The organism is Flexivirga aerilata, from assembly GCF_013002715.1.
In the GTDB taxonomy this organism is placed as follows: domain Bacteria; phylum Actinomycetota; class Actinomycetes; order Actinomycetales; family Dermatophilaceae; genus Flexivirga; species Flexivirga aerilata.
This window is the reverse complement of the sequence record NZ_JABENB010000001.1, coordinates 978,629-1,001,221: the sequence shown is the minus strand read 5'-3', so window position 1 is coordinate 1,001,221 and position 22,593 is coordinate 978,629. Positions and strand designations below refer to the sequence as shown.

General features: G+C 70.0%; 22 protein-coding genes. 12 read left to right on the top strand and 10 right to left on the bottom strand.

The features are described from left to right. Positions 1–3: 3 nt before the first annotated feature. Positions 4–1,527 (bottom strand): flavin-containing monooxygenase, encoded by a 1,524-nt coding sequence (locus HJ588_RS04725; RefSeq protein ID WP_171152526.1) that lies wholly within the window; start codon positions 1,525–1,527, stop codon positions 4–6. A gap of 150 nt (positions 1,528–1,677) precedes the next feature. On the opposite strand from HJ588_RS04725, the gene HJ588_RS04720 reads away from it, so the two are divergent. Both HJ588_RS04720 and HJ588_RS04715 read left to right on the top strand, forming a co-directional pair. Further along, the gene (locus HJ588_RS04720; RefSeq protein WP_171152522.1) at positions 1,678–3,315 is read left to right on the top strand and encodes a long-chain-fatty-acid--CoA ligase; all 1,638 of its coding nucleotides are present in this window, start codon (positions 1,678–1,680) and stop codon (positions 3,313–3,315) included. A gap of 22 nt (positions 3,316–3,337) precedes the next feature. Continuing rightward, positions 3,338–4,495, top strand: a complete 1,158-nt coding sequence (locus HJ588_RS04715) for a geranylgeranyl reductase family protein (protein ID WP_171152519.1) — start codon at positions 3,338–3,340, stop codon at positions 4,493–4,495. Between the two features lie 3 nt (positions 4,496–4,498). Here the strand turns inward: HJ588_RS04715 and HJ588_RS04710 are convergent, their stop codons facing one another. Then, positions 4,499–5,161, bottom strand: coding sequence for a DUF4190 domain-containing protein (locus HJ588_RS04710; protein WP_171152517.1), 663 nt, complete (start codon positions 5,159–5,161; stop codon positions 4,499–4,501). 74 nt (positions 5,162–5,235) lie between these two features. Between HJ588_RS04710 and dhaK the strand changes: the two genes are divergently transcribed. The 3 genes from dhaK to dhaM are packed head-to-tail and all read left to right on the top strand — an operon-like array spanning position 5,236 to position 7,335. Then, positions 5,236–6,231, top strand: coding sequence for a dihydroxyacetone kinase subunit DhaK (dhaK, locus tag HJ588_RS04705; protein WP_171152514.1), 996 nt, complete (start codon positions 5,236–5,238; stop codon positions 6,229–6,231). Further along, positions 6,231–6,866 (top strand): dihydroxyacetone kinase subunit DhaL, encoded by a 636-nt coding sequence (dhaL, locus tag HJ588_RS04700; protein WP_171152511.1) that lies wholly within the window; start codon positions 6,231–6,233, stop codon positions 6,864–6,866. The genes dhaK and dhaL overlap by 1 nt, the downstream gene beginning before the upstream one ends. A 46-nt stretch (positions 6,867–6,912) precedes the next feature. Further along, entirely contained in the window at positions 6,913–7,335 is a 423-nt protein-coding gene (gene dhaM, locus HJ588_RS04695; protein WP_171155382.1) for a dihydroxyacetone kinase phosphoryl donor subunit DhaM, read from the top strand. 75 nt (positions 7,336–7,410) lie between these two features. Here the strand turns inward: dhaM and HJ588_RS04690 are convergent, their stop codons facing one another. Together HJ588_RS04690 and HJ588_RS04685 are read right to left on the bottom strand one after the other, a co-directional pair. Continuing rightward, positions 7,411–9,216: an exonuclease domain-containing protein gene (locus tag HJ588_RS04690; RefSeq protein WP_171152509.1), complete on the bottom strand. Its 1,806-nt coding sequence runs from the start codon at positions 9,214–9,216 to the stop codon at positions 7,411–7,413. A 124-nt stretch (positions 9,217–9,340) separates the two neighbouring features. Continuing rightward, positions 9,341–10,732, bottom strand: coding sequence for a glucose-6-phosphate dehydrogenase (locus HJ588_RS04685; protein ID WP_171152506.1), 1,392 nt, complete (start codon positions 10,730–10,732; stop codon positions 9,341–9,343). Between the two features lie 252 nt (positions 10,733–10,984). Here HJ588_RS04685 and HJ588_RS04680 point away from each other — a divergent pair, with 252 nt between their 5' ends. Both HJ588_RS04680 and HJ588_RS04675 read left to right on the top strand, forming a co-directional pair. Next, entirely contained in the window at positions 10,985–11,455 is a 471-nt protein-coding gene (locus HJ588_RS04680; RefSeq protein WP_171152505.1) for a cysteine dioxygenase, read from the top strand. Further along, positions 11,452–11,952 carry a rhodanese-like domain-containing protein gene (locus HJ588_RS04675; RefSeq protein ID WP_343036593.1) on the top strand — a complete coding sequence of 167 codons (501 nt, stop codon included), beginning with the start codon at positions 11,452–11,454 and terminating at the stop codon, positions 11,950–11,952. Before HJ588_RS04680 ends, HJ588_RS04675 begins: the two co-directional genes overlap by 4 nt. Positions 11,953–12,077: 125 nt before the next feature. Here the strand turns inward: HJ588_RS04675 and HJ588_RS04670 are convergent, their stop codons facing one another. Together HJ588_RS04670 and HJ588_RS04665 are read right to left on the bottom strand one after the other, a co-directional pair. Then, complete coding sequence (locus HJ588_RS04670; protein ID WP_171152503.1) at positions 12,078–12,569, bottom strand: OsmC family protein; 492 nt, start codon at positions 12,567–12,569, stop codon at positions 12,078–12,080. Further along, entirely contained in the window at positions 12,562–13,224 is a 663-nt protein-coding gene (locus HJ588_RS04665) for a GNAT family N-acetyltransferase (protein WP_171152500.1), read from the bottom strand. Before HJ588_RS04665 ends, HJ588_RS04670 begins: the two co-directional genes overlap by 8 nt. Before the next feature lie 70 nt (positions 13,225–13,294). Between HJ588_RS04665 and HJ588_RS04660 the strand changes: the two genes are divergently transcribed. Next, positions 13,295–14,065, top strand: a complete 771-nt coding sequence (locus HJ588_RS04660; protein WP_171152497.1) for an alpha/beta fold hydrolase — start codon at positions 13,295–13,297, stop codon at positions 14,063–14,065. A 105-nt stretch (positions 14,066–14,170) separates the two neighbouring features. Here the strand turns inward: HJ588_RS04660 and HJ588_RS04655 are convergent, their stop codons facing one another. Then, positions 14,171–14,995 carry an alpha/beta fold hydrolase gene (locus HJ588_RS04655; protein WP_171152494.1) on the bottom strand — a complete coding sequence of 275 codons (825 nt, stop codon included), beginning with the start codon at positions 14,993–14,995 and terminating at the stop codon, positions 14,171–14,173. Positions 14,996–15,062: 67 nt separating this feature from the next. Further along, entirely contained in the window at positions 15,063–15,584 is a 522-nt protein-coding gene (locus tag HJ588_RS04650; RefSeq protein ID WP_171152491.1) for an NUDIX domain-containing protein, read from the bottom strand. 58 nt (positions 15,585–15,642) lie between these two features. Here HJ588_RS04650 and HJ588_RS04645 point away from each other — a divergent pair, with 58 nt between their 5' ends. Then, positions 15,643–16,665 carry an ATP-dependent 6-phosphofructokinase gene (locus HJ588_RS04645; RefSeq protein ID WP_171152488.1) on the top strand — a complete coding sequence of 341 codons (1,023 nt, stop codon included), beginning with the start codon at positions 15,643–15,645 and terminating at the stop codon, positions 16,663–16,665. Between the two features lie 314 nt (positions 16,666–16,979). Here the strand turns inward: HJ588_RS04645 and HJ588_RS04640 are convergent, their stop codons facing one another. Continuing rightward, on the bottom strand, positions 16,980–17,408 hold the full coding sequence (locus HJ588_RS04640) for a hypothetical protein (RefSeq protein ID WP_171152486.1): 429 nt from the start codon (positions 17,406–17,408) through the stop codon (positions 16,980–16,982). 38 nt (positions 17,409–17,446) lie between these two features. On the opposite strand from HJ588_RS04640, the gene HJ588_RS04635 reads away from it, so the two are divergent. From HJ588_RS04635 to HJ588_RS04625, 3 genes are all read left to right on the top strand, one after another. Beyond that, complete coding sequence (locus HJ588_RS04635; RefSeq protein ID WP_171152484.1) at positions 17,447–18,838, top strand: MFS transporter; 1,392 nt, start codon at positions 17,447–17,449, stop codon at positions 18,836–18,838. Beyond that, a complete protein-coding gene (locus tag HJ588_RS04630; protein ID WP_171152480.1) occupies positions 18,835–19,431 on the top strand; it encodes a dienelactone hydrolase family protein in 597 nt (198 codons plus the stop codon). The genes HJ588_RS04635 and HJ588_RS04630 overlap by 4 nt, the downstream gene beginning before the upstream one ends. Positions 19,432–19,577: 146 nt before the next feature. Beyond that, positions 19,578–21,158, top strand: a complete 1,581-nt coding sequence (locus HJ588_RS04625) for a DHA2 family efflux MFS transporter permease subunit (RefSeq protein ID WP_343036592.1) — start codon at positions 19,578–19,580, stop codon at positions 21,156–21,158. 65 nt (positions 21,159–21,223) lie between these two features. Here HJ588_RS04625 and HJ588_RS04620 read toward each other — a convergent pair whose 3' ends face one another. Then, positions 21,224–22,591 carry an NAD(P)/FAD-dependent oxidoreductase gene (locus HJ588_RS04620; protein WP_212755288.1) on the bottom strand — a complete coding sequence of 456 codons (1,368 nt, stop codon included), beginning with the start codon at positions 22,589–22,591 and terminating at the stop codon, positions 21,224–21,226. Positions 22,592–22,593 lie beyond the last annotated feature (2 nt).

Sequence of the window (22,593 nt, the reverse complement as noted above, 5' to 3'; positions counted from 1 at the left end):
GCGTCAAGCGACCTCGACCGGCTCGGGTCGCGCGGCGGCCGCGTCGTGCAGGTCGTCCTCGGGCAGCCGGACCTCGCCGGGGCGGACGAACGTCATGTCCTGCGTGACGTCGGCCCGCTTGGAGTCGCGCCGATCGTAGAAATAGTTCTGCTTGAGGAACCACGGCTTGCGGTCGCCCTGCTTGGGCAGCAGTGCGATCGACCGCTGCACGTAACCGGAGGCGAGGTCGAGCGCCGGCCGGGTCGGCATCGCCTGGTCGGCCGTGGGGTAGCCGTAGGCGTAACCCGATGCGTCGAGGTGGTTGAGGAACCGGCAGAAGTACTTCGCGGTGAGGTCGGCCCGCAGGGTCCAGGACGCGTTGGTGTAGCCGATGCAGACGGCGGCGTTGGGGATGCCCTCGATCATCATGCCGCGGTAGATGTAGCGGTCGCCGAGGTCGACCTCCTTGCCGTCGACCCGCAGGGTCGCGCCACCGGCCATCTGCATGTTGAGTCCGGTGGCGCTGACGATGATGTCGGCCTCGATCTCGGTGCCGGACGCCGTGCGGATCCCGCGGGGCAGCACCGTGTCGATGCTGTCGGTGACCACGTCGACGTTGTGCCGCCGGATCGCCTTGAAGAAGTCGCTGTCCGGCACGATGCACAAGCGCTCGTCCCACGGCCGGTAGCGGGGCGTGAACGCCGCCATACCCACGTCGGTGCCGCGCAGCTGGCGGGCGACCCCTCCGAGGATGACCTTCGTGGCGGCACCCGGCGCCCGGCGACAGAACTCGTAGAAGCCCACCGCCGTCACGGCGTTCTTCATGCGTATGGCGTCGTACGCCCGCTGGGCGGGCAGCGTGCGGCGCAGCACCGTGGCGATCGGGTCGCGCGCCGGCAACGACAGCACGTAGGTGGGCGAGCGCTGCAGCATCGTCACCTGCGCGCCCTGCTTGGCGAGCGCGGGGACGATCGTCATCGCAGTCGCGCCGGAGCCGATGACCACGACCTTCTTGCCGGCGGCGTCGAGGCCCTCCGGCCAGAACTGCGGATGGATGAACTCGCCGGTGAAGTCCGCGCGGCCGGGGAAGTCGGGCTGGTAGCCGGCGGCGTAGTTGTAGTAGCCCGCGCACAGGTAGACGCTGTCTGCGGTCACCTCGCGCGCGCCGTCCGGGGTGTCGAGCTGCAGCGTCCACTGCGCGTCGGCGCTGGACCAGTCGGCGCCGGTCACCCTGGTGCGGTAGACGATCCGCTTGTCGATGCCGTACTTGGCGGCGGTGTCCTTGAGGTACTGCAGGATGTCGGCGCCGTCGGCGATCGACTTCTCCCCGGTCCACGGCTCGAATGGCAGCCCGAGGGTGAACATGTCGGAGTCGCTGCGGATGCCCGGATAGCGGAAGAGGTCCCAGGTGCCGCCGAGCGAGTCCCGGGCCTCGAGGATCACGTAGTCCTTGTCCGGGCACATCGTCTGCAGCCGGTAGGCACCGTCGATGCCGGACAGGCCGGCGCCGACGACGATGACGTCGTAGTGGTCTTTCAGCTGCGGCATGACTCTCCTCGGTGGGTCTCGCCCGCGGGACAACGGCTCTAAGTTACTCGCCGGTTAACTTCCTCGCCAGATCAAGCCTGGCTGATCGGGCCCGGTCGGGGTTGGATGGTGCCACCTATCGCGGACCCGACGAAAGCGAAGTGATCACCCGTGCAGAGCACTATGGCGGATGGCGACCTGACGATCGGCCGACTTCTCCGGTACGGCGGGACCGTGCAGGGCCGCGGCACCGTGCGGACCTGGACCGGCGCGGACACCCGGAGCGAGACCTACGCCGAGGTGGCGACGCGCGCCGGTCGGCTCGCGAGCGCGCTCCGGTCGCTCGGCATCGACGGCGACCAGCGCGTCGCGACCTTCATGTGGAACAACAACGAGCACCTGGAGGCCTACCTCGGCATACCCGCGATGGGCGCGGTGCTGCATACCCTCAACATCCGGCTCGCGCCGGAGCAGCTGAGCTACGTGGTGAACCACGCGCAGGACTCGGTGATCATCGTCGACGCCACCGTCCTGCCGCTGCTCGAGCCGGTGCTGCCGACCATGGACTCGGTGCGGCACGTGGTCGTCGTCGGCGGCGACCCGGCGACCCTGGAGGCACCCGCCGGCGTCACCGTGCACGGGTATGACGAACTCCTCGACGCCCACGAGCCGCAGACCGACTGGCCGGCGCTGGACGAGCGCTCGGCGGCGGCGCTCTGCTACACCTCGGGCACGACCGGCGACCCGAAGGGCGTGGCCTACTCGCACCGGTCGATCTGGCTGCACTCGATGCAGGTGTGCGCCGCACAGACGATGGCGCTCACCGCCCGCGACACCGTGCTGGCGGTGGTGCCGATGTTCCACGCCATGTCCTGGGGGCTGCCTTACGCCGCGATGATGAGTGGCGCGTCGCTGGTGATGCCCGATCGCTACCTGCAGCCCGAGCCGCTCGCGGCGATCATGCAGGCGGAGCGGCCGACCTTCGCGGCGGCGGTGCCGACGATCTGGCAGGGCCTCAACGCCCAGCTGGAGCAGCACCCGCAGGACATCAGTCACCTGCGCGAGGTGATCGTCGGCGGTTCGGCGTGCCCGCCGTCGCTGATGCGGGCCTTCGAGGAGAGGTACGACGTGCCGGTCATCCAGGCGTGGGGGATGACCGAGACCTCCCCGCTGGGCAGCGTCGCACGGGTGCCCTCGTGGGCGGAGGGCGACGAGGCGTGGGCGCTGCGCACCGGCCAGGGCCAGTTCCCGGCGAGCGTCGAGGCGCGGATCGTCGACGACGCGGGCTCGGTGCTGCCCTGGGACGACGAGGCGGTGGGCGAGCTGGAGGTCACCGGCCCGTGGATCGCCGACTCCTACTACTCCCCCGACGGCCAATCCGACGCACTGCAAGCCAATTTCGACGACGGCTGGCTGCGCACCGGCGACGTCGGCCGGATCACCCCGGACGGCTTCCTCACCCTGACCGACCGGGCCAAGGACGTCATCAAGTCCGGCGGCGAGTGGATCTCGTCGGTCGAGCTTGAGAACATCCTCATGGGCCACCCGGACGTGGTCGAGGCCGCGGCCATCGCCATACCCGACGAGAAGTGGCAGGAGCGGCCGCTCATGACGGTCGTGCTCAAGGACGGGTCGAGCACCACCACCGAGCAGCTGCGCGACTACCTCGCGCCGCATCTGGCCAAGTGGCAGCTGCCGGACAGCTGGGCCTACATCGACGAGGTGCCCAAGACGAGCGTCGGCAAGTTCGACAAGAAGCGGCTGCGGGCGCGCTTCCAGGAGGGCGACCTCACCGTCGAACACCTCTGAGGCGCCGTTAGCATCCAGCACCGTGCAGGGGCATCGAGATCAGGCGTATGACGTGGTGGTCGTCGGCGCCGGACCCGCGGGCAGCAGCGCGGCCCGCGCCGCCGCGGTGGCCGGCGCCCGCACCCTGCTGGTCGACCGGGCGCACTTCCCGCGCTACAAGACCTGCGGCGGCGGCCTGATCGGCCCCACCCTGCGCTCCCTGCCGGCGGCTCTCGACGTGCCGGTGCAGCAGGAGATCCACCGGGCGTCGTTCAGCCTGCGCGGGACCGCCGCCTTCGAGCGCGACGCCGGCGAGCGGATCCTCAGCCTGGTCAACCGGGCCGACTTCGACGCCGCGCTGCTCGACGCCGCGCGGGAGGCGGGCGCGGAGGTCCGCACCGGGGTGACCGTCACCGGCATCGCCGACGACGGGCAGCTGGTGACCGTCAGCACCGCGGACGGCGAGCTGACCGCCCGCGCGGTCGTCGGCGCGGACGGGTCGGCCAGCCGGATCGGCCGGTATGTCGGGGTGCGGTTGCGCCAGACCGACCTCGGCCTGGAGGTCGAACTCGCCCCCGACGAGCGCTCCGCGCGCGCCTTCGCCGGGCGCATCCACATCGACTGGGGACCGACGCCGGGCTCCTACGCCTGGGTCTTCCCCAAGCGTGACGTGCTGACCGTCGGCGTGATCCAGGCCAAGGGCGAGCCGGCCGCGACCCGGCAATATCTGCTCGATTTCACCGCGCAGCAAGGCCTTTCGCATCTGCCGGAGGTTCGCAGCAGCGGGCACCTCACGCGCTGCCGAGCGGCCGACTCACCTCTTGGGCGCGGGCGGGTGCTGGTCGCCGGGGACGCCGCGGGCCTGCTCGAGCCGTGGACCCGCGAGGGCATCTCCTATGCCGTGCGCTCCGGCACGCTCGCCGGCGCGGCGGCCGCGTCCATGGGGTCCGGAGAGGCCGGCGCCGGGCGGGCGCTTGCGTCATACGAGCAGGGGATCGGGGGTGAGCTCGGCATCGAGATGGCCGCCGGAGAGCGGACGCTGCGGGCCTTCGAGCGCCACCCGCGCGCCTTCCACACGATGCTGCGCACCCGCGTCGGGTGGCGCGTCTTCACCCGCATCACCCGCGGCGACACCACCCTCGCGCGGGTGGTGCGGCACCGGTCGGTCGCCGCCGGCCTCGCCGCGATGAACCGCTGGTGAGGTTCAGCTCGAACTGCTGCTGCCGGTCGCGAACAGCACGATGAAGAAGCCGATGCCCAGCACGATCTCGACGGCACCGATCACGATGCCGGCGATCGCCATGCCGCGGCCAGCGCCGGTCTTCTTGGCCTGGCTCAGCGCCGCGATGCCGAGACCGATGCCGACGAGCGACCCGATGAAGCACAGGAAGATCCCGCAGAGGCTGGTCACCAGCGACGCGATCGCCAGCCCGTTGCTCGGCTTCTCCTGGTAGGCGACGTAGGGGCTGCCGCCCTGGTAGGGGGCGCCGTAGCCGGGCTGGGCGGGGTACTGGCCGCCGTAGCCGGCGCCGTACTGGCCGGTGGTGTACTGGCCCCCGCCGTACTGCTCGGCGTAGGGGTTCGGCTGCTGACCGTAGGTCGCCGGTGGCCGCTTGGTCAGGTCGGGGCCGCCCTGGCTGGGCTGGTCGCCCTGGCTGGGTTGACTGCTCTCGCCGCTCTGCCCGTAGACGCCCGAGCCGTACTGTCCGTAGCCCGGGCCGTAGCCCTGCCCGGTCTGCTGCGGCTGCTGCGGGATCTGCTGAGCACGGGTCTCCTGCTCGTGCACCGGCGGCTCGTTCGGCGGCTGCCCGTAGTGGGGGCCGGAGGACTGCGGGCGGTCGGGGCGCTCGCCATACGGATCGGACATGCGAAACATCCTAGGCAGCGCGCTAGTGTCGGGTAGGTCACATTCCGTGCGCCGGTGGCGACCCGAGGAGCCCGATGAAGAAGTTCATCAACGATCCGTCAGCCGTCGTCACCGAGGCATTGGCCGGTATGGCGGCAGCCCACCCCTCGTTGCGCGTCGATCTCGACCAGCGCGTCGTCTACCGGGCGCGGCCCAAACCGGACGGCCGGGTGGCGCTGGTCTCCGGCGGCGGGAGCGGCCACGAGCCCATGCACGGCGGCTTCGTCGGCACCGGCATGCTCGACGCCGCTTGTGCCGGTGAGGTTTTCACCTCCCCGGTGCCCGACCAGATCCTGGCCGCGACCAAGGAGGTCGACCGCGGCGCCGGCGTGCTGCACATCGTGAAGAACTACACCGGCGACGTGATGAACTTCGAGATGGCCGCCGAGCTCGCGGCCGCCGACGGCATCGAGGTCGCGACCGTGGTGACCGCCGACGACGTCGCGGTGCAGGACAGCACCTACACCGCCGGCCGGCGCGGGGTCGGCGTGACCGTGCTGCTGGAGAAGATCGTCGGGGCCGCCGCCGAGTCGGGCGCCGACCTCGAGTCGCTCACCGCGCTCGCGCGGCGGGTCGCCGAGGGCGGACGCAGCATGGGCGTCGCGCTGACGTCAGGCACCGTGCCGGCCGCGGGCCAACCGACGTTCGACCTGCCCGAGGACCAGATGGAGGTCGGCATCGGCATCCACGGCGAGCCGGGCCGCCGCCGCGAACCCCTCGCCCCCGCGCACGAGATCGCGCAGATGCTCGTCGAGCCGATCCTCGACGACGCCGACTTCACCCAGGGCGACACCATCGCGTTCCTCAACGGCATGGGCGCGACGCCCGAGATCGAGCTCTACCTGATGTATGGCGAGGTCGCGAAAATCCTTGCCGATCAAGGAATCACCGTCGCGCGGACGCTCGTTGGGTCCTACATGACGTCACTCGACATGTCCGGCTGCTCGCTGACCCTGCTGTCCGCCGACGACGAGTTGCTGCGCTGGTGGGACGCGCCGGTCAACACCCCCGGCCTGCGGTGGGGTCGGTGATGCCCGACGCGTGGGATGTGCCGCTGCTGACGGAGTGGCTCACCGGCTTCCGCGATGCCGTCGACCAGGCGGGTGAGGAGCTGACCGCGCTCGACTCGGCGATCGGGGACGCCGACCACGGCAGCAACATGCGCCGTGGTCTCGCGGCGGCCGTCGCGGCGGTGTCGCAGGCGCCACCCGCAGATTGCGGCGCGTTCTTCAAAACCGTTGGTATGTCGCTCGTTTCGAACGTCGGTGGTGCGAGCGGTCCGCTCTACGGGACGTTGTTCCTGCGGATGGGGACGGTGGCCGGCACGGCCGGGACTCTCGCCATACAGCTTTTTGGAGAGTGCCTGCAGGCCGGCCTCGACGGGCTGGTGCAGCGCGGCAAGGCGCAGCCGGGCGACAAGACGATGGTCGACGCGATGTTGCCGGCGGTGCGTGCCTATGACGAGGTCGCCGCCGACGGCGGGCCGATGGTGTCGGCGTTGACGGCGGCCGCGCAGGCTGCGGCGCAGGGCAGGGACGGGACGACGCCGATGGAGGCCAAGAAGGGGCGCGCGAGCTACCTCGGCGAGCGCAGCGTCGGCCACCAGGACCCCGGCGCGACCTCGATGACGCTCCTCTTCGAAACGGCTGCAAAGGTATTCGCATGATCACCCGACGTTCTCGCCGCCGTTCGATACTTCGCGGGTGCCCCGCATGACTGTCGGCATCGTCGTGGTCTCGCACAGCCGCGCCCTGGCCGACGCCGCGGTGGCACTCGCCGCCGAGATGGTGCCCGCCGGCTCGGTGCCGGTGCGGGTCGCGGCGGGTGCGCCGGACATGTCGTTCGGCACCGACGCGGCCGAGATCGCGGCCGCGATCCAGGCTGCCGACGGAGCTTCGGACGGCGCCGGTGTCGTCGTACTCCTCGACCTCGGCAGCGCGATCCTGTCCACTCAGCTCGCGCTCGACCTGGTGCCCGCCGACGTGCGGGACCGCACGATCGTCTCGCCCGCACCGCTGGTCGAGGGGCTGGTGGTCGCGATGATCAACGCCTCCATCGGCACCCCCCGCGAACGCGTCGCCGCCGACGCATCGGGGGCGCTGCAGCCGAAGCAGTCGCAGCTCGCGGCCGACTGAGCCGGGCAGCGGGCACCCACTTGCGCCGAGGTAGCAGTCGCTGCCGTTATCGGCGGCTCATAGCGACAACCACTGCTACCTCGGCGCGGCGTTCGGGCCGGTGACCGAATCCTCAATGTCGACGCCATACTGGACCGCCAGCCACTCCAGGGATTGCTGGTAGCCCTGCCCGATCGCGCGGGCACGGAGCTGCCCGGAACGCCAGTAGATCCGAGTCAGCAGCATGGTCGTCTCCTTCTCGGCCGCATCGAGAATGCTCCGGGCGAGCGGTTCGCCGTCGCGGGTGCGTAGCTCCATCTCGATCGCACCCAGCTCCCCAAAGGTACCGGTTCCGTCGATTGCTGCTGCCACGGTGATGCGGTGCAGTGGCGCGAGCTGCGAGGCGTCGATTGCAATGACCGCTTCCCCCACGGCGTCTGCATCGAGCTCAACGATCCGACTTGGATGGCTCGGCTGGTTGTAGAAGCAGAAGTCGGCGTCCGACCCGACCTGGCCGTCCTCACCTGTCACGAGTGCGACGACATCGACTACGCCCTGAATTGCGTCCGCTTGCCACCGAACGGCCAGCACCAAGTCAGTGGACCGGAGATCATGGACCCCGCCGCGGGGCAGCACCACCGGGTCCGCGCGGACCATGGGTATCCCGGTCGTCAGCGGATGTGCGACCTCCGCTTGCGCATGGGTCACGGTCATCGGACGCAGCGATTCAGGGTCAAGCAACTCCAAGCCACTCGCTCGCACTCGACTCCACCGACTGTCAGTCTCGAACCCCTCCAGCGCAACGGCCGACGTGACCGATGCGGTGAGGTTTACGGCGCATTCACCACCGAACTCAACGATCCGCGCGCGCACGGCAACTGCGTGGTCGTGTTCGCTGCCCAGCACGATTACGCGATGACCACGTAGCGGACCATCGACCACCCGTGGCATCACTGTGGGCCGCTTCTTCTCCTGGACGCGGGGTACGGCAGGCGGGACCGAGTCACCAGCCTCGATGGTTGCCAGCAGACTGCGATACTCGGGCTCGGTCAAGACACTGGTTCCGTGCTCACGGGCGCGCCGTGCCTTGAGGGTCGTCTCCTCAAGGTTCGCCACCAGCAGGCTGGTGCGAGAACTCACGTTGTTCATGACAGCGAGGCCGGCGTCGGTCGCTTCCTGGATGAGGTCAGCACGATCCATGGCAGTGACGCCGGTAAAGACGACCGTCATTCCCTGCTTTAAAGGCTGGCCGGGCATGTGGCGACCCGGGTACGGCCACGGGCAGACGACGCGCGGCGCCGCCGGCGGGTATCCACCGATCGGGCGCGGCCGGGAAACGGGCAGGGCGAGCTTGAGGAACGAGGAGTACGCCAGCGAATGCCGAGTCACTTCCACGAGAACACGAACGTCGTCTTCCGCATCGTGGGGACGCGCCTGCGGTACGCCCCAATAGCGACAAATGGTGGCCAGCTTGAGGTCTGGCACGGGCAGATCAAACATCCCGGACATGCGCCAGGTGCACAACGTCTTCTGGACCGGGAGTCTGCTCCGCACCCGATCAGCTTCGTGGGCGAGGAAGGCCCAGTCGAAGCGAGCGTTGTGCGCCACGAAGATGCGGCCGTTGATCAGCGAATGCACCCGGTCGACGATGTCGTCGTAGCGAGGCGCGCCACGAAGCCGCTCTTTGGTGATGCCATGAATATGGGTCGGACCGGGATCGCACCCGGGGTCCACCAGGCTGCTCCAAGACCTCTCCAGCACACCGTCAGAACGCATCTGCGAAACCGCAATTTGAAGGATGCGATCACGGGCGGGGTCGAGTCCCGTCGTCTCAACGTCAACAGCGGCATATGAGTGCGGATACTGCTCTGCCACTGCCGGCGGCAGCAATCCCTGAGACACGGCAAAATGCTAATCCGCCCGCGCCGCCCATGACGCAATAACGGTCGCCCGCGAGGTAGCAGTCGCTGCCGTTATCGGCGGCGCATAGCGACAACGAGTGCTACCTCGGCGCGGGAGGAGGGGCTCAGCCGACGACGGAGTCCTCGGGCAACCAACCCTCCGGGCCTTCGGAGCCCGCGGCATACTCCTCCATCGGCACCTTGCCCGCCGCCCATGCGTTGAGCACGGGTTCGACGATGTGCCAACAGGATTCGGCGGAGTCACCGCGCACCGAGAGCAACGGGTTGCCGTCGAGGATGTAGGACAGCACCTCGCCGTAGGGCAGCATGCGGCCGGCGGCGAGCTCGGCGCGCAGGGTCTTCTGCTCGAGGTCGAGCGGGCTGCCCTCGGCGTTCATGGTGAGCACGAACGACACCGCACCGGGCTTGAGGTCGATGATGAGCTTGTCCGGCGGGCTGGTGTTCTCAAAACCCGTCGGCACGTGGCCGACCGGGCGGAAGTAGCAGACGATCTGCTTGCGCGCGGTGCCGAGCGCCTTGCCGCTGCGCAGCGTGAACGGCACCCCGGCCCAGCGGTTGTTGCGCACCTCGACCTGCACCTGCGCGAGGGTCTCGGTGTTCCGCTTCGGGTCCACCCCCTCCTCGTCGACGTATGACGGCACCTTCCGTCGTCCGATCGACCCGGCCGTGTAGCGGGCCCGCTTGCTCGCGCGCTTCGGGCTGTTGCCCCACAGGCGGGTCGAGCGCAGCACCTGCGCCTTCTGGTCCTGCAACTCCTGCGAGGACAGCTCGGCGATGGACTCCATCGCGAAGATCGCCAGCACCTGCAGCAGGTGCGACTGCAGCATGTCCCTGAGCGCGCCCGCGCCGTCGTAGTAGCCGGCGCGGCCCTCGAGGGCGAGGTCCTCGTCATACAGGATCTCGACCCGTTCGATGTGCTCGGCGTTCCAGATCGGCTGCAGGATCCGGTTGGCGAAGCGCAGCCCGATCAGGTTGAGCACGGTGGAGATGCCGAGGAAGTGGTCGACCCGGAAGATCTGCTCCTCCGGCACCAGCTTGTGCAACTGCTCGTTGAAGTCGCGCGCCGTCTGCTCGTCGGTGCCGAACGGCTTCTCCAGCGCCAGCCGCGTCGGCTGCGGCAGCTCGATGTCCTCCAGCAGCTGGCACACCTTCATCGACACCGCCGGCGGCAGCGCGAAGTAGATGACGAGCGGCCCCGTGCACGAGCCGATCAGCCGGCCAAGCTGCTCCGGGTCGAGCAGGTCGGTCTGCTCGTAGCGCGCCTTCGACAGCACCGACCGGGTGGGCCGCGCCGGCACCGGCACGTCGGCGAACGCCTTCTCGATCAGCTTCTTCCACTGTGCCGGGGTCATCGGCTCGCGGTCGGCGCCGACGATCTGCACCTTCCGCTTCGGCTCGGCGGTCAGCAGGCTGCCGAGCCCGGGCAGCAGCAGCCGGTGGGTGAGGTCGCCACCGGCACCGAGGATCAACAAAGTCACAGGAGCGTCATCGGCCATGGGGCCGAGCATGGCACGACAGCCTGCCCGGCCCACATCGCGGACACGCCAGTTGCGCCGATCATGATGACTGCCTTAACTTTTCGTTATGCAATCCATCACGCAACGTGACTTGATGCGGGTGTCGCGACCGGCCGCCCGACATTGCTGTCTGTCGGCCTGACCTGCCAATCGGGCAGCGATCGGGCCGAAACAACCTCTGCCAGATAGCAATTCACCAGCCACTCACGAGCACTGAAGGATTACGCAGCCATGACCACCCTCACGCACACCGTCTCCACCGCACTCACCCCACGCCAACTGCTCAGCATCGCCCACCTCTTCACCGACGAGGCCCTCCGCTTCGGGTATGACGAGACCTCCGCCGAGCGGCAGTGGACCGCACTGACCACCGCCGACCAGGTGCAGGTCTGGGCGATCGCCTGGCCACCCGGCAGCTCCACCGGATGGCACGACCACGGCACCGCATTCGGCGCCTTCGTCACGGTGCGCGGGAGCCTGCGCGAACACGCCTGGCACGGCTACGAAACGATCAGCGAGCTGGACGCCGGTCGCGGAAAGCACTTCACCGACAAGCACATTCACGACGTCCGCAATGAGTCCGACGAGTGGGCGGTGTCGGTGCACGCCTACTTCCCGGTGCTGCAGGAGATGAGCCGCTACGCGCTCGTCGCGGGAGAGCTCGTGCTGACCGGGGTCGACACCGAGGGAGAGTCCTGGTGAGCACCTTCGCCGACGAAATCACCTGGCAGTCCGAGCTTTTCGCATCGTCGACCGTGCCCTATGACGATCCGCGCCCGGGCCGGGGGTCGAAGGCGCCGACCTACGACGGCATCGACGACCAGCTCGCGGACGCCCGCAGCCGGTTGCACCGGCTCAGCCCGCGCGCCGCGTTCCAGGAGCTGCTGCACCGGCGGTCGGTGCTGGTCGACATCCGGCCCGAGGCGCAACGTGCCGCCGAGGGCGAGGTAGCGTCGTCGCTGGCGCCACTGGTGGTCGAGCGCAACGTGCTCGAATGGCGGTTCGACCCCCGCCACGAGGCGCGGCTGCCGCTCGCCCACCCCGACCTGCGCGTCATCGTGCTCTGCCAGGAGGGGTACACCTCGTCGCTGGCCGCCGACGCGCTGGCCCGACTCGGCGTATGGCGCGCCACCGACGTCATCGGCGGTTTCGCCGCGTGGCGGGCTCTCGGCCTGCCGGTTGATGGCGATGCGCGCTGAGGCTTGATCTCGATACGCCCTCCCCCGCTTCGCTCCTCCGGGCTACTCGATCAGCGTCACCAGCCCCATCCTCCGGGCTACTCGATCAGCGTGACCGGTCGGGCTACTCGATCAGCGTGCGCTGCTCAATCCGTCAGCTGCACGCGGGCGACCTCGGCGCCGTCGATGACGAACCGGGCATCGACGGTGATCCGGGAGCGCAGCGAGTTGGCGATGAAGCACTGCTGATGCGCGAGCGTGACCAGCCGCTCGAGCCGGTCCAGCCGACTGCCGGGCGCCAGTGTCACCGTCGGCCGCAGCCGAATCTCGGTGACCCACATCGGATCTGACGACTCAGGCATCAACCCTTCGGCGTTGTCGACGTAGTCGAGCACGTCCAACCGCGAGCGGGCCGCGACGGCGAGAAACGACAGCAGCTGGCAGCTGCTCGCGGACATCACCAGCAACTGCTCCGGGTTGACCAGTGAGGGGTCGCCGCGGAAGTGCGGGTCGGACGACATCGGGAAGGGAGGCAGATCGCCCGGGGCGACCTCGTGCGCGCGGCCGTATTCGTCATACCCCACGCCAGTCGACCCGGACCAGCTCAATCGCACCGGATACGAGTGGTTTTCAGCCATGGCCCCGATAGTACGACGCGACGAGCGGACCGACCTCCTGCCAGCCGAGCGCCCGGTAGAGCTCGCGCCCATCGGCGGTCGCGCTCAGCACGGCGCGTCGCGCACCGCCCAGCACACCCGCCTGCTCCAGACCGGTCATCAACGCCCGCCCGAGCCCGCGGCGGCGATGCGCGGCCGCGGTGTTGATGCGATCCGGCACGAGCCACCCGTCGGCGATGCCGGCCTGCCCCCAGGAGGCGAGTTGGCCGGCCCGGCAATGGATTTCGAGATAGATCACGTCGTCGCGGACGTCGGTCGACGAGACGTAACCATCGGGCACCGGCACCAGCGGCCCCGGGCCGAGCGTGCGATGCATCAACCAGCCGGGTTCCTCGTCGATCCACGCCGGCGGGAAGACCGGCCGCCACCGCGCCGGATCGCCGACGAACTTCACCGCCGTCCGCGGCTCGGTCACCGCGTCCAGCACGTCGCGCACCGCGCGCTCGTCGCCGCTGGTCAGCACGAACCGCTCGTACTCGCGGTCGTTGCGGGTCGGGAGATACCACCCGGTCGAGGTGGGCGACGGCGCGGCGATGCCCTTCGACCGGGCCCATCCGCCGACCCAGCCGTCGACATACGGACGGGCGGACTCCTCGACGAACACGCCCACGAGCATAGGTATGACGGTGCCCCCGCGCGACGCAATATGCTCGCCGCGGCCCACCCCTCCGCCGAAAGGGCTCACCATGGCGACGTTCTCGGTCCCGGGCGCCGAGCTCGACTACACGACCGAGGGCAGCGGCCCGCCACTGGTCCTGCTGCACGGCCTGACTGCCAGCCGCGACAACGAGATTCGCAACCGACTCGACTTCCGCAGCTTGCGCGACACCCACACCCTCACGGCGTATGACGCACGCGGCCACGGCCGGTCCACCGGGCGCACCGAGCCGGACGACTACCGCTGGCCGCAGCTCGCGGACGACCTGCTCGCGCTGATCGACCACCTGCACCCGGACGAGCCGGTCGACGCGCTCGGGGTGTCGATGGGCGTGGGCACGCTGCTGCACGCGGCGACGACGCACCCCGACCGCTTCCGGCGGCTGGTGCTGGTCATCCCGCCGACCGCGTGGCAGACCCGGGCCGCCCAGGCGTCCGTCTACCGCGACGGCGCAGACCTGGTCGAGGCCCAGGGCTCCCGCGCGCTGGCCCGTGCCGCACGGCTGCTGCCACTGCCGCCCGCTCAGGCGGACCTGCCCGAGCGAGTCGCCCCCGACATACCCGACAAGCTGCTGGCGGCGGCGTTCCGGGGAGCCGCGGTCTCCGATCTGCCTGCGCCGGAAGCGATTTCGCAGCTCGAGCAACCGACGCTGATCCTCGCGTGGGCGGACGACCCGGGCCATCCGACCGAGACTGCCGAGCGCCTGCTCGACCTGCTCCCGGACGTGGAGCTCAACGTCGCCCACACGCCCCAGCAGCGCGACGCGTGGCCGCAGCTGGCCGCCGACCATCTGCGCTGACGTCGGTCACCACCGAGTGACGTCCGGCGCAACGAGTGACGTCCGTGCAACGACGTCACTCACCGGTTACGACGTCACTCGGCGCGAGGCGCGGGGCGCATCCGGCTAGCCCGCCGCGTGCAGGCCGATCGTGTCGCCGGCCCGGTCCGCGGCCTGGGCAATCGTCTGCACGATCGCGCCGGCGACGAGCTCGGGGTTGTCGATCATCGGCACGTGCCCGCAGTCGGGCAGCGAGACGTGCCCGACGGTCGGCAGCTGCTCGCGAGCGGTGACCGCCTGCGACGGCAGCAGCAGCCGGTCCTTGGTGCCCCAGGCGATCGTCACCGGCACGACCGGCCGGTCGCGATAGCGCGCACGGGACACCTGCCAGGCCACCGGGAAGAAGCCCGGCGACCGCCGCAGGTTGTAGGTGTCGTCGAGCGCCGTCTGCGGGTCGACCCGCTCGGGGTGGGCATAGAGGGAACCCATGCTGATCTTGCGCAGCGCGGTCTTGTCGGCAAACAGCTTCAGCACCGGACCGGGCGAATAGGTGGAGGCCTTCAGCACCGCGAGATTCGCGATCGCGTTGGCGAGGCCGACCGGCCCCCAGAAGCCGGCGGGCGAGAGCGCGGTCGCGGTGCGCACCGACCCGCGCGCGGCGAGCCCGAGCGCGAGCAGCCCACCGAGGGAGTTGCCCGCCACGTGCGGCCGACCCAGCCCCAGGTCGGCGAAGAACTCCTCGAACTGGTCGAGGTAGCTGCTCATCCGATAGCTGTGCGGCTTGGCGGGTTTGGGCGACGTGCCGAAGCCGGGCAGGTCGACCGCGATGACGTCGAAGTCCTCGGCGAGCAGGTCGAAGGTGTGACCCCATGCGGTGCGCTGGTGGCCGATCCCGTGGATCAGGACTAGCGGCTCACCCGAGCCCTTGCGCGAATAACTGATGGTGCTCATCGAGCCTCACTTCGTGTATGGCGTGCCACGTCCGACGGCGGGCGTTCCGCGAGTTCGCCCGCCCACCTTACCCGCCGGTAACGCCGCCGGGTAGGGGTTGCGAGCGCCCCAGCACCCGCAGCGCGACCGCGACGACGCGCTCGCTCGCCGCGTCATACGCGATCTCGGCGTCGATGGCGTCGCCGCGCAGCACGAACGGCACGCAGATGCGCGCGTCGTCCCACATCCGGCAGAGCGGCAGGTCGGCGACCGGCCACCACTCGGGCTCCAGTTCGTCCGATGCCACGATGTCGCCCGTCCACCGCGTCGCCCGGAACAGGTCGACGTCCATGTCCCACGCCGGCGTGTCCGCCCAGCGGAAGCGCACCTGCCCTGCGGCGGCGAAATCGTCTGGGGCCACGAGCAATCCGGACTCTTCGCGGGTCTCCCTGACGGCTGCCTCGAGGCTGCTCTCCCCGGGCTCGACGTGGCCGCCGAGCGCGACGACCCGCCCGGCGCCGAAGCCGCGCAGCTTCTCGCCGAGCAGCACCTGGGCGTGCGGGGTGCCGTCATCGCGGATCAGGTAGGCCAGACAGGTCGATTTCGTCACCTGAGACAGCATGCCCGACAGTTTCCGGCACCGGCCGGTAACCGCGACGATGGGGCGCGTGACGATCGGAATCCTGACCAGCGGCGGCGACTGCCCCGGCCTCAACGCGGTGATCCGCGGCGCCGTCATCAAGGGCGACCGCATCCACCACGAGTCGTTCGTGGGCATCAAGGACGGCTGGCGTGGCCTCGTCGAGGACGACATCGAGCCGCTGCCCCGGTATGACGTGCGCGGCCTCTCCCGGCTCGGCGGCACGATCCTCGGCACGTCGCGCACCAACCCGTTCGACCACGGTGGGGCGGCGCGGGTGCGCGAGGTGATGGCGGGGCACGAGATGACGGGGCTGATCGCGATCGGCGGCGAGGGCACGCTCACCGCGGCCCGCCGGCTGTCCGACGAGGGCATCCCGGTCGTCGGGGTGCCGAAGACGATCGACAACGACCTGTCCGCGACCGACTACACGTTCGGCTTCGACACCGCGGTCTCGATCGCCACCGAGTCGATCGACCGGTTGCGCACCACGGCCGAGTCGCACCACCGCTGCATGGTCGTGGAGGTGATGGGCCGGCACGTCGGCTGGATCGCGCTGCACGCCGGGGTCGCCTCGGGCGCCCACGCGATCCTCATCCCCGAGGTCGACGTCTCGCTGGCGCAGATCTGCGAATGGGTCGAGATGGCCCGCGATCGCGGTCGCGCGCCGGTCGTGGTGGTCGCCGAGGGTTTCGTGCCGGACGGCGCCGAGCACGTGCACGCCCCGCGCGGGCTGGACGCCTTCGGCCGGCCGCGGCTCGGCGGCATCGGCGAACGACTCGCACCCGCGATCGAGGAGCAGACCGGCATCGAGACGCGCTCGGCGACCCTGGGTCACCTGCAGCGCGGGGGCGTCCCCTCGGCATACGACCGGGTGCTGGCGACCCGCTTCGGCACCGCCGCCGTCGACGCCGTCGTCGACAAGCAGTGGGGCTCGATGGTCTCGCTGATCGGCACCGACATCGAATCGGTCGACCTGCACTCGGCCACCACCGTGCTCAAGACCGTGCCGCGCGAACGCTGGGACGAAGCCGCGATCCTCTTCGGCTGACGCGGGTTTCGATACGCGGCTGCTGGTTTCGATACGCGGCTCGTTCCTCGCCGCTACTCAACCAGCGTATGGGCGAGCCGTGGCAATGCTGGTCGAGTAGGCGAGCCGTGGCAATGCTGGTCGAGTAGGCGAGCCCCCAGGGGCGAGCCGTATCGAGACCAGCCCACCACCAGCCGACGGGTTTCGATACGCGGCTGCTGGTTTCGATACGCGGCTCGTTCCTCGCCGCTACTCAACCAGCGTATGGGCGAACCGTGGCAATGCTGGTCGAGTAGGCGAGCCCCCAGGGGCGAGCCGTATCGAGACCAGCACGTCTACCCGGCGGGGTAGAGCTGCCCCATCACCTCGCGCACGTAGGCCTCGACGGACTCGTCCGGGTGCAGCACTCCCTCGATCGGGAAGCCGACATACTCCGGCGCTATGCGTCCGGCATCCGAAAGCGCGTGCAGCAGAGCGTGTTTCACGTGCGGTCGCTCCATGCCGACGGGCACCCGGAAGGCATATACGTCGGCCGGCTCGGTCGCGATCCGGGGAAATCGCTTGGCGACCCGCCCCGCCTCCTTGTCCGAGGAGTGCAGGTGCAGCCAGGTGCGCAGCGCGGGAGCGGCGTTGGTGGCGCCGACGAAGAGCACGTCGGCGCGGGGGTCGGCGCCCTCCGGCAATCGCCACACGTAGATCCACGAGTCGGGCGGCTCGCCGACCAGCTCCCCGTCGCGGATGTGCCAGGTCTCTGATTCGATCACCCCACCAGTTCTACTCCCCCTCCCGCTAGCGTGGCCGTATGACGCAACGCGGCGGCAGCGGGCCGGACCTGTCGAAGCAGACCGGCGCTGCGGTGGACGCGTCATACGACCCCCTGGTGCGCAGCGCGGTGCGCAAGTCGGTGCGCCGGCTCGTGCCGTTCGTGGCGCTGCTCTACTTCGTCAACTACCTCGACCGCACCAACATCGCCTTCGCCGGCCCGGGCGGGATGAACGACGCGCTCCGGCTGAGCGGCCCGATGTTCGGCTTCGCCTCCGGCATCTTCTTCCTCGGCTACCTGCTGCTGGAGGTGCCGAGCAACATGGCGCTGCACCGCTTCGGTGCGCGCCGGTGGATCGCCCGGATCCTTGTCACCTGGGGCATCATCGCCTCGCTCGTGACGTTCGTGCCCAACGCCGGCACGCTCTATCTGCTCCGCTTCCTGCTCGGCGTCGCCGAGGCGGGGTTCTTCCCGGGCATCATCCTCTATCTCACCTTCTGGTTCCCGCAGCGCGAACGCGCAAGGATGACAGCGCTTTTCATGGTCGCCGTGCCGCTGTCGACGGCCATCGGGTCGCCGCTGTCGTCGCTGCTCATCGAGCACGGCCACGGCTGGTTCGGGCTCGACGGGTGGCGGGTGATGTTCCTGGTCGAGGGCGTGCCCGCGGTGCTGCTCGGCGTCGTCACCTGGTTCTTCCTCACCGACCGGCCCGAGGCGGCCAGGTGGCTGGCCCCGGCCGAGCGGGACGCGCTGCAACGCACCCTCGACGCCGAGCAGCGGACCCGCGCATCGGCATACAAGGTGACGATCCTGGAGTCCCTCACCCGGCCCCGGGTGTGGGCGCTGGCGTTCGTCTACTTCGGGGTCGTCTACGGCCTCTACGCGCTCGGCTTCTTCCTGCCGACGATCATCGCCGGCTTCGCCGAGCAGTATGGCGCGCACTACTCGATCATGCAGCGCGGGCTGATCAACGCGATCCCCTACGTGATCGGCGCGATCGCGATGATCCCCTGGGCACTGCACGGCGACCGCACCCGCGAACGCGTCTGGCACGTCGCGCTGCCCAGCATCGTCGGCGGCATCGCGATCCCGGTCGCGCTCTATCTGGACAGCCCGTTCGCGGCGATGGTCGCGGTGTCGGTGTGCGCGATCGGGATCATGTGCGCGCTGCCCACCTTCTGGGCACTCCCGACCAACTTCCTGTCCGGCGCGGCCGCCGCGAGCGGGATCGCGCTGATCAACTCGGTCGGCAACTCGGCCGGGTTCCTCGCGCCCTACATCACCGGCTGGCTCAAGGACGGCACCGGCTCCCAGAAGGCCGGGCTGTGGGCGGTCGGCATCGCGATGGTGCTCGCCGGCGTGCTCGCCGTCGCCCTCCGCACCCTGCCACCGGCCAAGGACGAATCCGCCGCACACGAGGTGAAGGTATGACGAACGCCCCGACGATCCTGTTGCTCCACTCCGCGCTCGGCCTGCGCCCCGCGGTCACCCGGTTCGCCGATCAGCTGCGCGAGCGCGGGTATGACGTGGTCAGTCCCGACTACTACGACGGCAGCGTCTTCGACGACACCTGCGCGGGGCTCTCGCACCGCGACGACGTCGGCCCGGCGCAGCTGCTCAAGCGGGTGCGTCCCATCGTCGACCAGATCCCGGAAGACACTGTCCTTGCTGGGTTTTCGCTCGGGGCCGCGTTTGCCCAGCGGCTCGCCGCCGACCGGCCGGATGCCCGGGCGGTGATCCTCATGCACTCGGTCGCTGCACCCCGCGACGGCGCGTGGCCGGGGCAGCCGGTGCAGGTGCACCGCTACGCCGAGGACCCGTTCGTCGCCGAGTCCGACCTGGTGGCGCTCGGCGAGGCGGTGCGCGGGTCGGGCGCGAGCTTCGAGGACTTCGTCACCCCGGGCAAGGGGCACCTGTTCACCGACACCGACCTGCCCGACGGTGACGAGAAGGCGACGGCGGAGACGATCGAGCGCATCGACGCGCTGCTGCGCGACTCCCGGCATACGACCGCACGAGGCTAGGTCCTCGCGGTCCGGCGCACGCCGTCGACCAAGGAGGTGCAGCAGGCGGCAGGCGAGCCTCCGGCCGCCCGGAAACGACGTGGAGGCTGTCGCCGTGCGGCGCTAGGCTCAAGTGCTGCACAAGTTCACCCTTAAGGAGGGGCCGCGTGTCTCAGACCGCACCCACTTACCCCGAGGAGATCGACGGGGCGGTCCTCAAGATCGCCGGCGTCGTCGTCCTTGGGGCGATCATGTCGATCCTCGACATCACCGTCGTCAACGTCGCACTGCCGACCTTCCAGAATGTCTTCGCCGATGGCGGGACCCCTGTTGCCTACTCGACCGTCGCGTGGACCGTCACGGCATACACCCTCGCGCTGGCGACGGTCATCCCGCTGACCGGCTGGGCCGCGGACCGCTTCGGCCCGAAGCGCCTCTACATGCTCGCGATCTTGTTGTTCACCGCCGGTTCGGCGCTCTGCGCGGCGGCCAACTCGATCAACATGCTGATCGCCTTCCGGGTCCTGCAGGGCCTCGGCGGCGGCATGCTCATGCCGCTCGGCATGACGATCCTCACCCACGCTGCCGGCCCGAAGCGGATGGGCCGGCTCATGGCGATCCTCGGCGTGCCGATGCTGCTCGGCCCGATCCTCGGACCGATCCTCGGCGGCTACCTCATCGAGCACGCCAGCTGGCACTGGATCTTCCTGATCAACCTGCCGATCGGCATCATCGCCCTGATCTACGCCTACTTCGCGCTCGAGGACGACAAGCCGACGCCGTCGGAGTCGTTCGACTTCCTCGGCATGGCGATGATGTCGCCGGGGCTGGCGCTGTTCCTCTTCGGTGTCTCCTCGATCCCGACCGACGGCGTCGGCTCGGCCAAGGTGCTGATCACCGGGATCATCGGCATCGTCCTGATCGTCGCGTTCATCTTCCACACCTTCCGGCCGGAGCACCCGCTGCTCGACCTGCGGCTGTTCAAGAACCGCCTGCTGTCGGTGTCGACGATCACGATGTTCCTGTTCGTCGCCGCGTTCTTCGGTGGTCTGCTGCTGGTGCCGACCTACTTCCAGCAGGTGCGCGGTGAGTCGACGCTCGACGCCGGTCTGCTGGTCGCACCGCAGGGCATCGGCGCGATGCTGACGATGCCGATCGCGGGCGCGCTGGTCGACAAGTTCCCGGTCGGCCGCATCGTGCCGTTCGGGCTGGTGCTGATCATCGCCGGCATGTTCGGGCTCACCCAGATCGGCCCGGACACCAGCTACTGGGGCTACATCATCCCGGTGCTGTTCATCATGGGTCTCGGCATGGGCGGCACGATGATGCCGATCATGACGTCGGCGCTGAAGACGTTGACCCACCACGAGGTCGCGCGCGGTTCGACGCTGATCAACATCATCCAGCAGATCGGCTCCTCGGTCGGCGTCGCGATCATGTCGACCGTGCTCACCGACCGGCTCAAGTCCTCCGACCTGGTGCAGACCGGGCAGGCGATCATGGAGCAGCAGCAGCACAAGCCGCCGATCCCGCCGACCGCCGAGCAGATGCAGGTCGTGGCACAGGCCGGCGGTCAGAAGTCGTTCATGGCCCAGGTCGCCTCCGACATGGCCGGAGCGTTCAGCACCACCTTCTGGGTGGCCGCGATCCTCTGCCTGCTGACGGTCATCCCGGCGTTCTTCCTGCCGCGCAAGCCGCTGCCGGAGACCCCAGCCGGCGAAGAGTCGGCGCCGATGATGATGCACTGACGCACGCCGAGAAGACACCGCACCGATCGGGGTGAGGCCGAGCCGCCGGGCTCGCCTCACCCCGATCACGGTTTGCGGGAGATGACGTCGGCAGCGCGCGCGACGACGCTGGTGCGGCCGTTGCGCGCCTCGATGCGGTCGGCGAGCCGGTATGCCGCATACAGCCCGCGAATCCCCAGCCACCGCAACGGTTCCGGCTCCCACTGCCGCACCCGCCGGTCCACCCACGGCAGCGCGGTGCGCTCGGTGTCCCGTCCGGTGGCGAGGTCGGCGAGCGTGCGCCCGGCGAGGGCCGAGGAGACGACGCCGTGACCGACATACCCGCCGGCGAAACCCGTGCGGGTGCGCGGGTCGAAGGAGACGGTCGCCGACCAGTCGCGTGGCACGCCGAGCACCCCGGACCAGGCGTGCTCGACCGCGACATCCCGGGTCGTCGGCCAGAGCCGGTGCAACGTCGCGGTGAGCTCGTCCACGGTGCGAGCGGCCGTCGCGCCGTCGCCGCGGATGCGGGAGCCGAAGCGGTAGGGCACGCCGCGGCCGCCGATCGCGATGCGGCCGTCGGCGGTGCGCTGGGCATACATGTAGACGTGCGCCTCGTCCCCGATCACCTCGGCGCCGTCCCAGCCGATCTCGCGCCACGCCCGGTCCGGCAGCGGTGCGGTCACGATCATCGAGGAGTTCATCGGCACCCACGCACGCCGCTGCCCCGGCACCTCGGCGGTGAACCCCTCCGTGCAGCGCAGCACCGTCCCCGCCCGCACCGTCCCGTATGGCGTGACCACCGATCCCGGCGCGATCGACGTCGCCGGGGTGGTCTCGAAGACCGAAACCCCCTGCCGTTGCACCAGCGCCGCCAGGCCACGCACCAGTTTCGCCGGGTGCAGCCGCGCGCAGTGCGGCGACCAGATCGCCCCAGACCCGCCCGCGATGCGCACCCGGGCGGCGAGCTCGTCCGCATCGAGCCACTGGTCCGCGTCGTCCGGCGCGCGGCCGGACCAGTCACTGCGCAGCCGCTGCAACTGGGCAGGGCCCGTCGCCACGCGCAACTCGCCACCCTTGACGATGTCGGCATCGACGCCGTGGGCCCGGCACACCGCGATCACCTCGTCGACCTGCTGCCGCAGGTGCGCGGCGAGGCAGGTGACCGCCGACGGCCCGCCGGGGCCGCGGCCGAGCACCGCGGCCGACCCGGGCAGGGCCGCGGTGAGCCAGCCGCCGTTGCGGCCGGACGCGCCATACCCGGCGAACTCGCGCTCCAGGACCACGACGGTGAGCGAGGGCCGGAGCTGCTTGAGGTAGAACGCCGTCCAGAGACCGGTGTAACCGGCGCCGACGATGCAGACGTCGACGTCACGATCGCCGGGCAGCGAGGGCCGGCGAGGCCCGGGACCGCCCAGCTGATGCCACCAGTGGGAGACCCCGCCGTTGCGCAAGG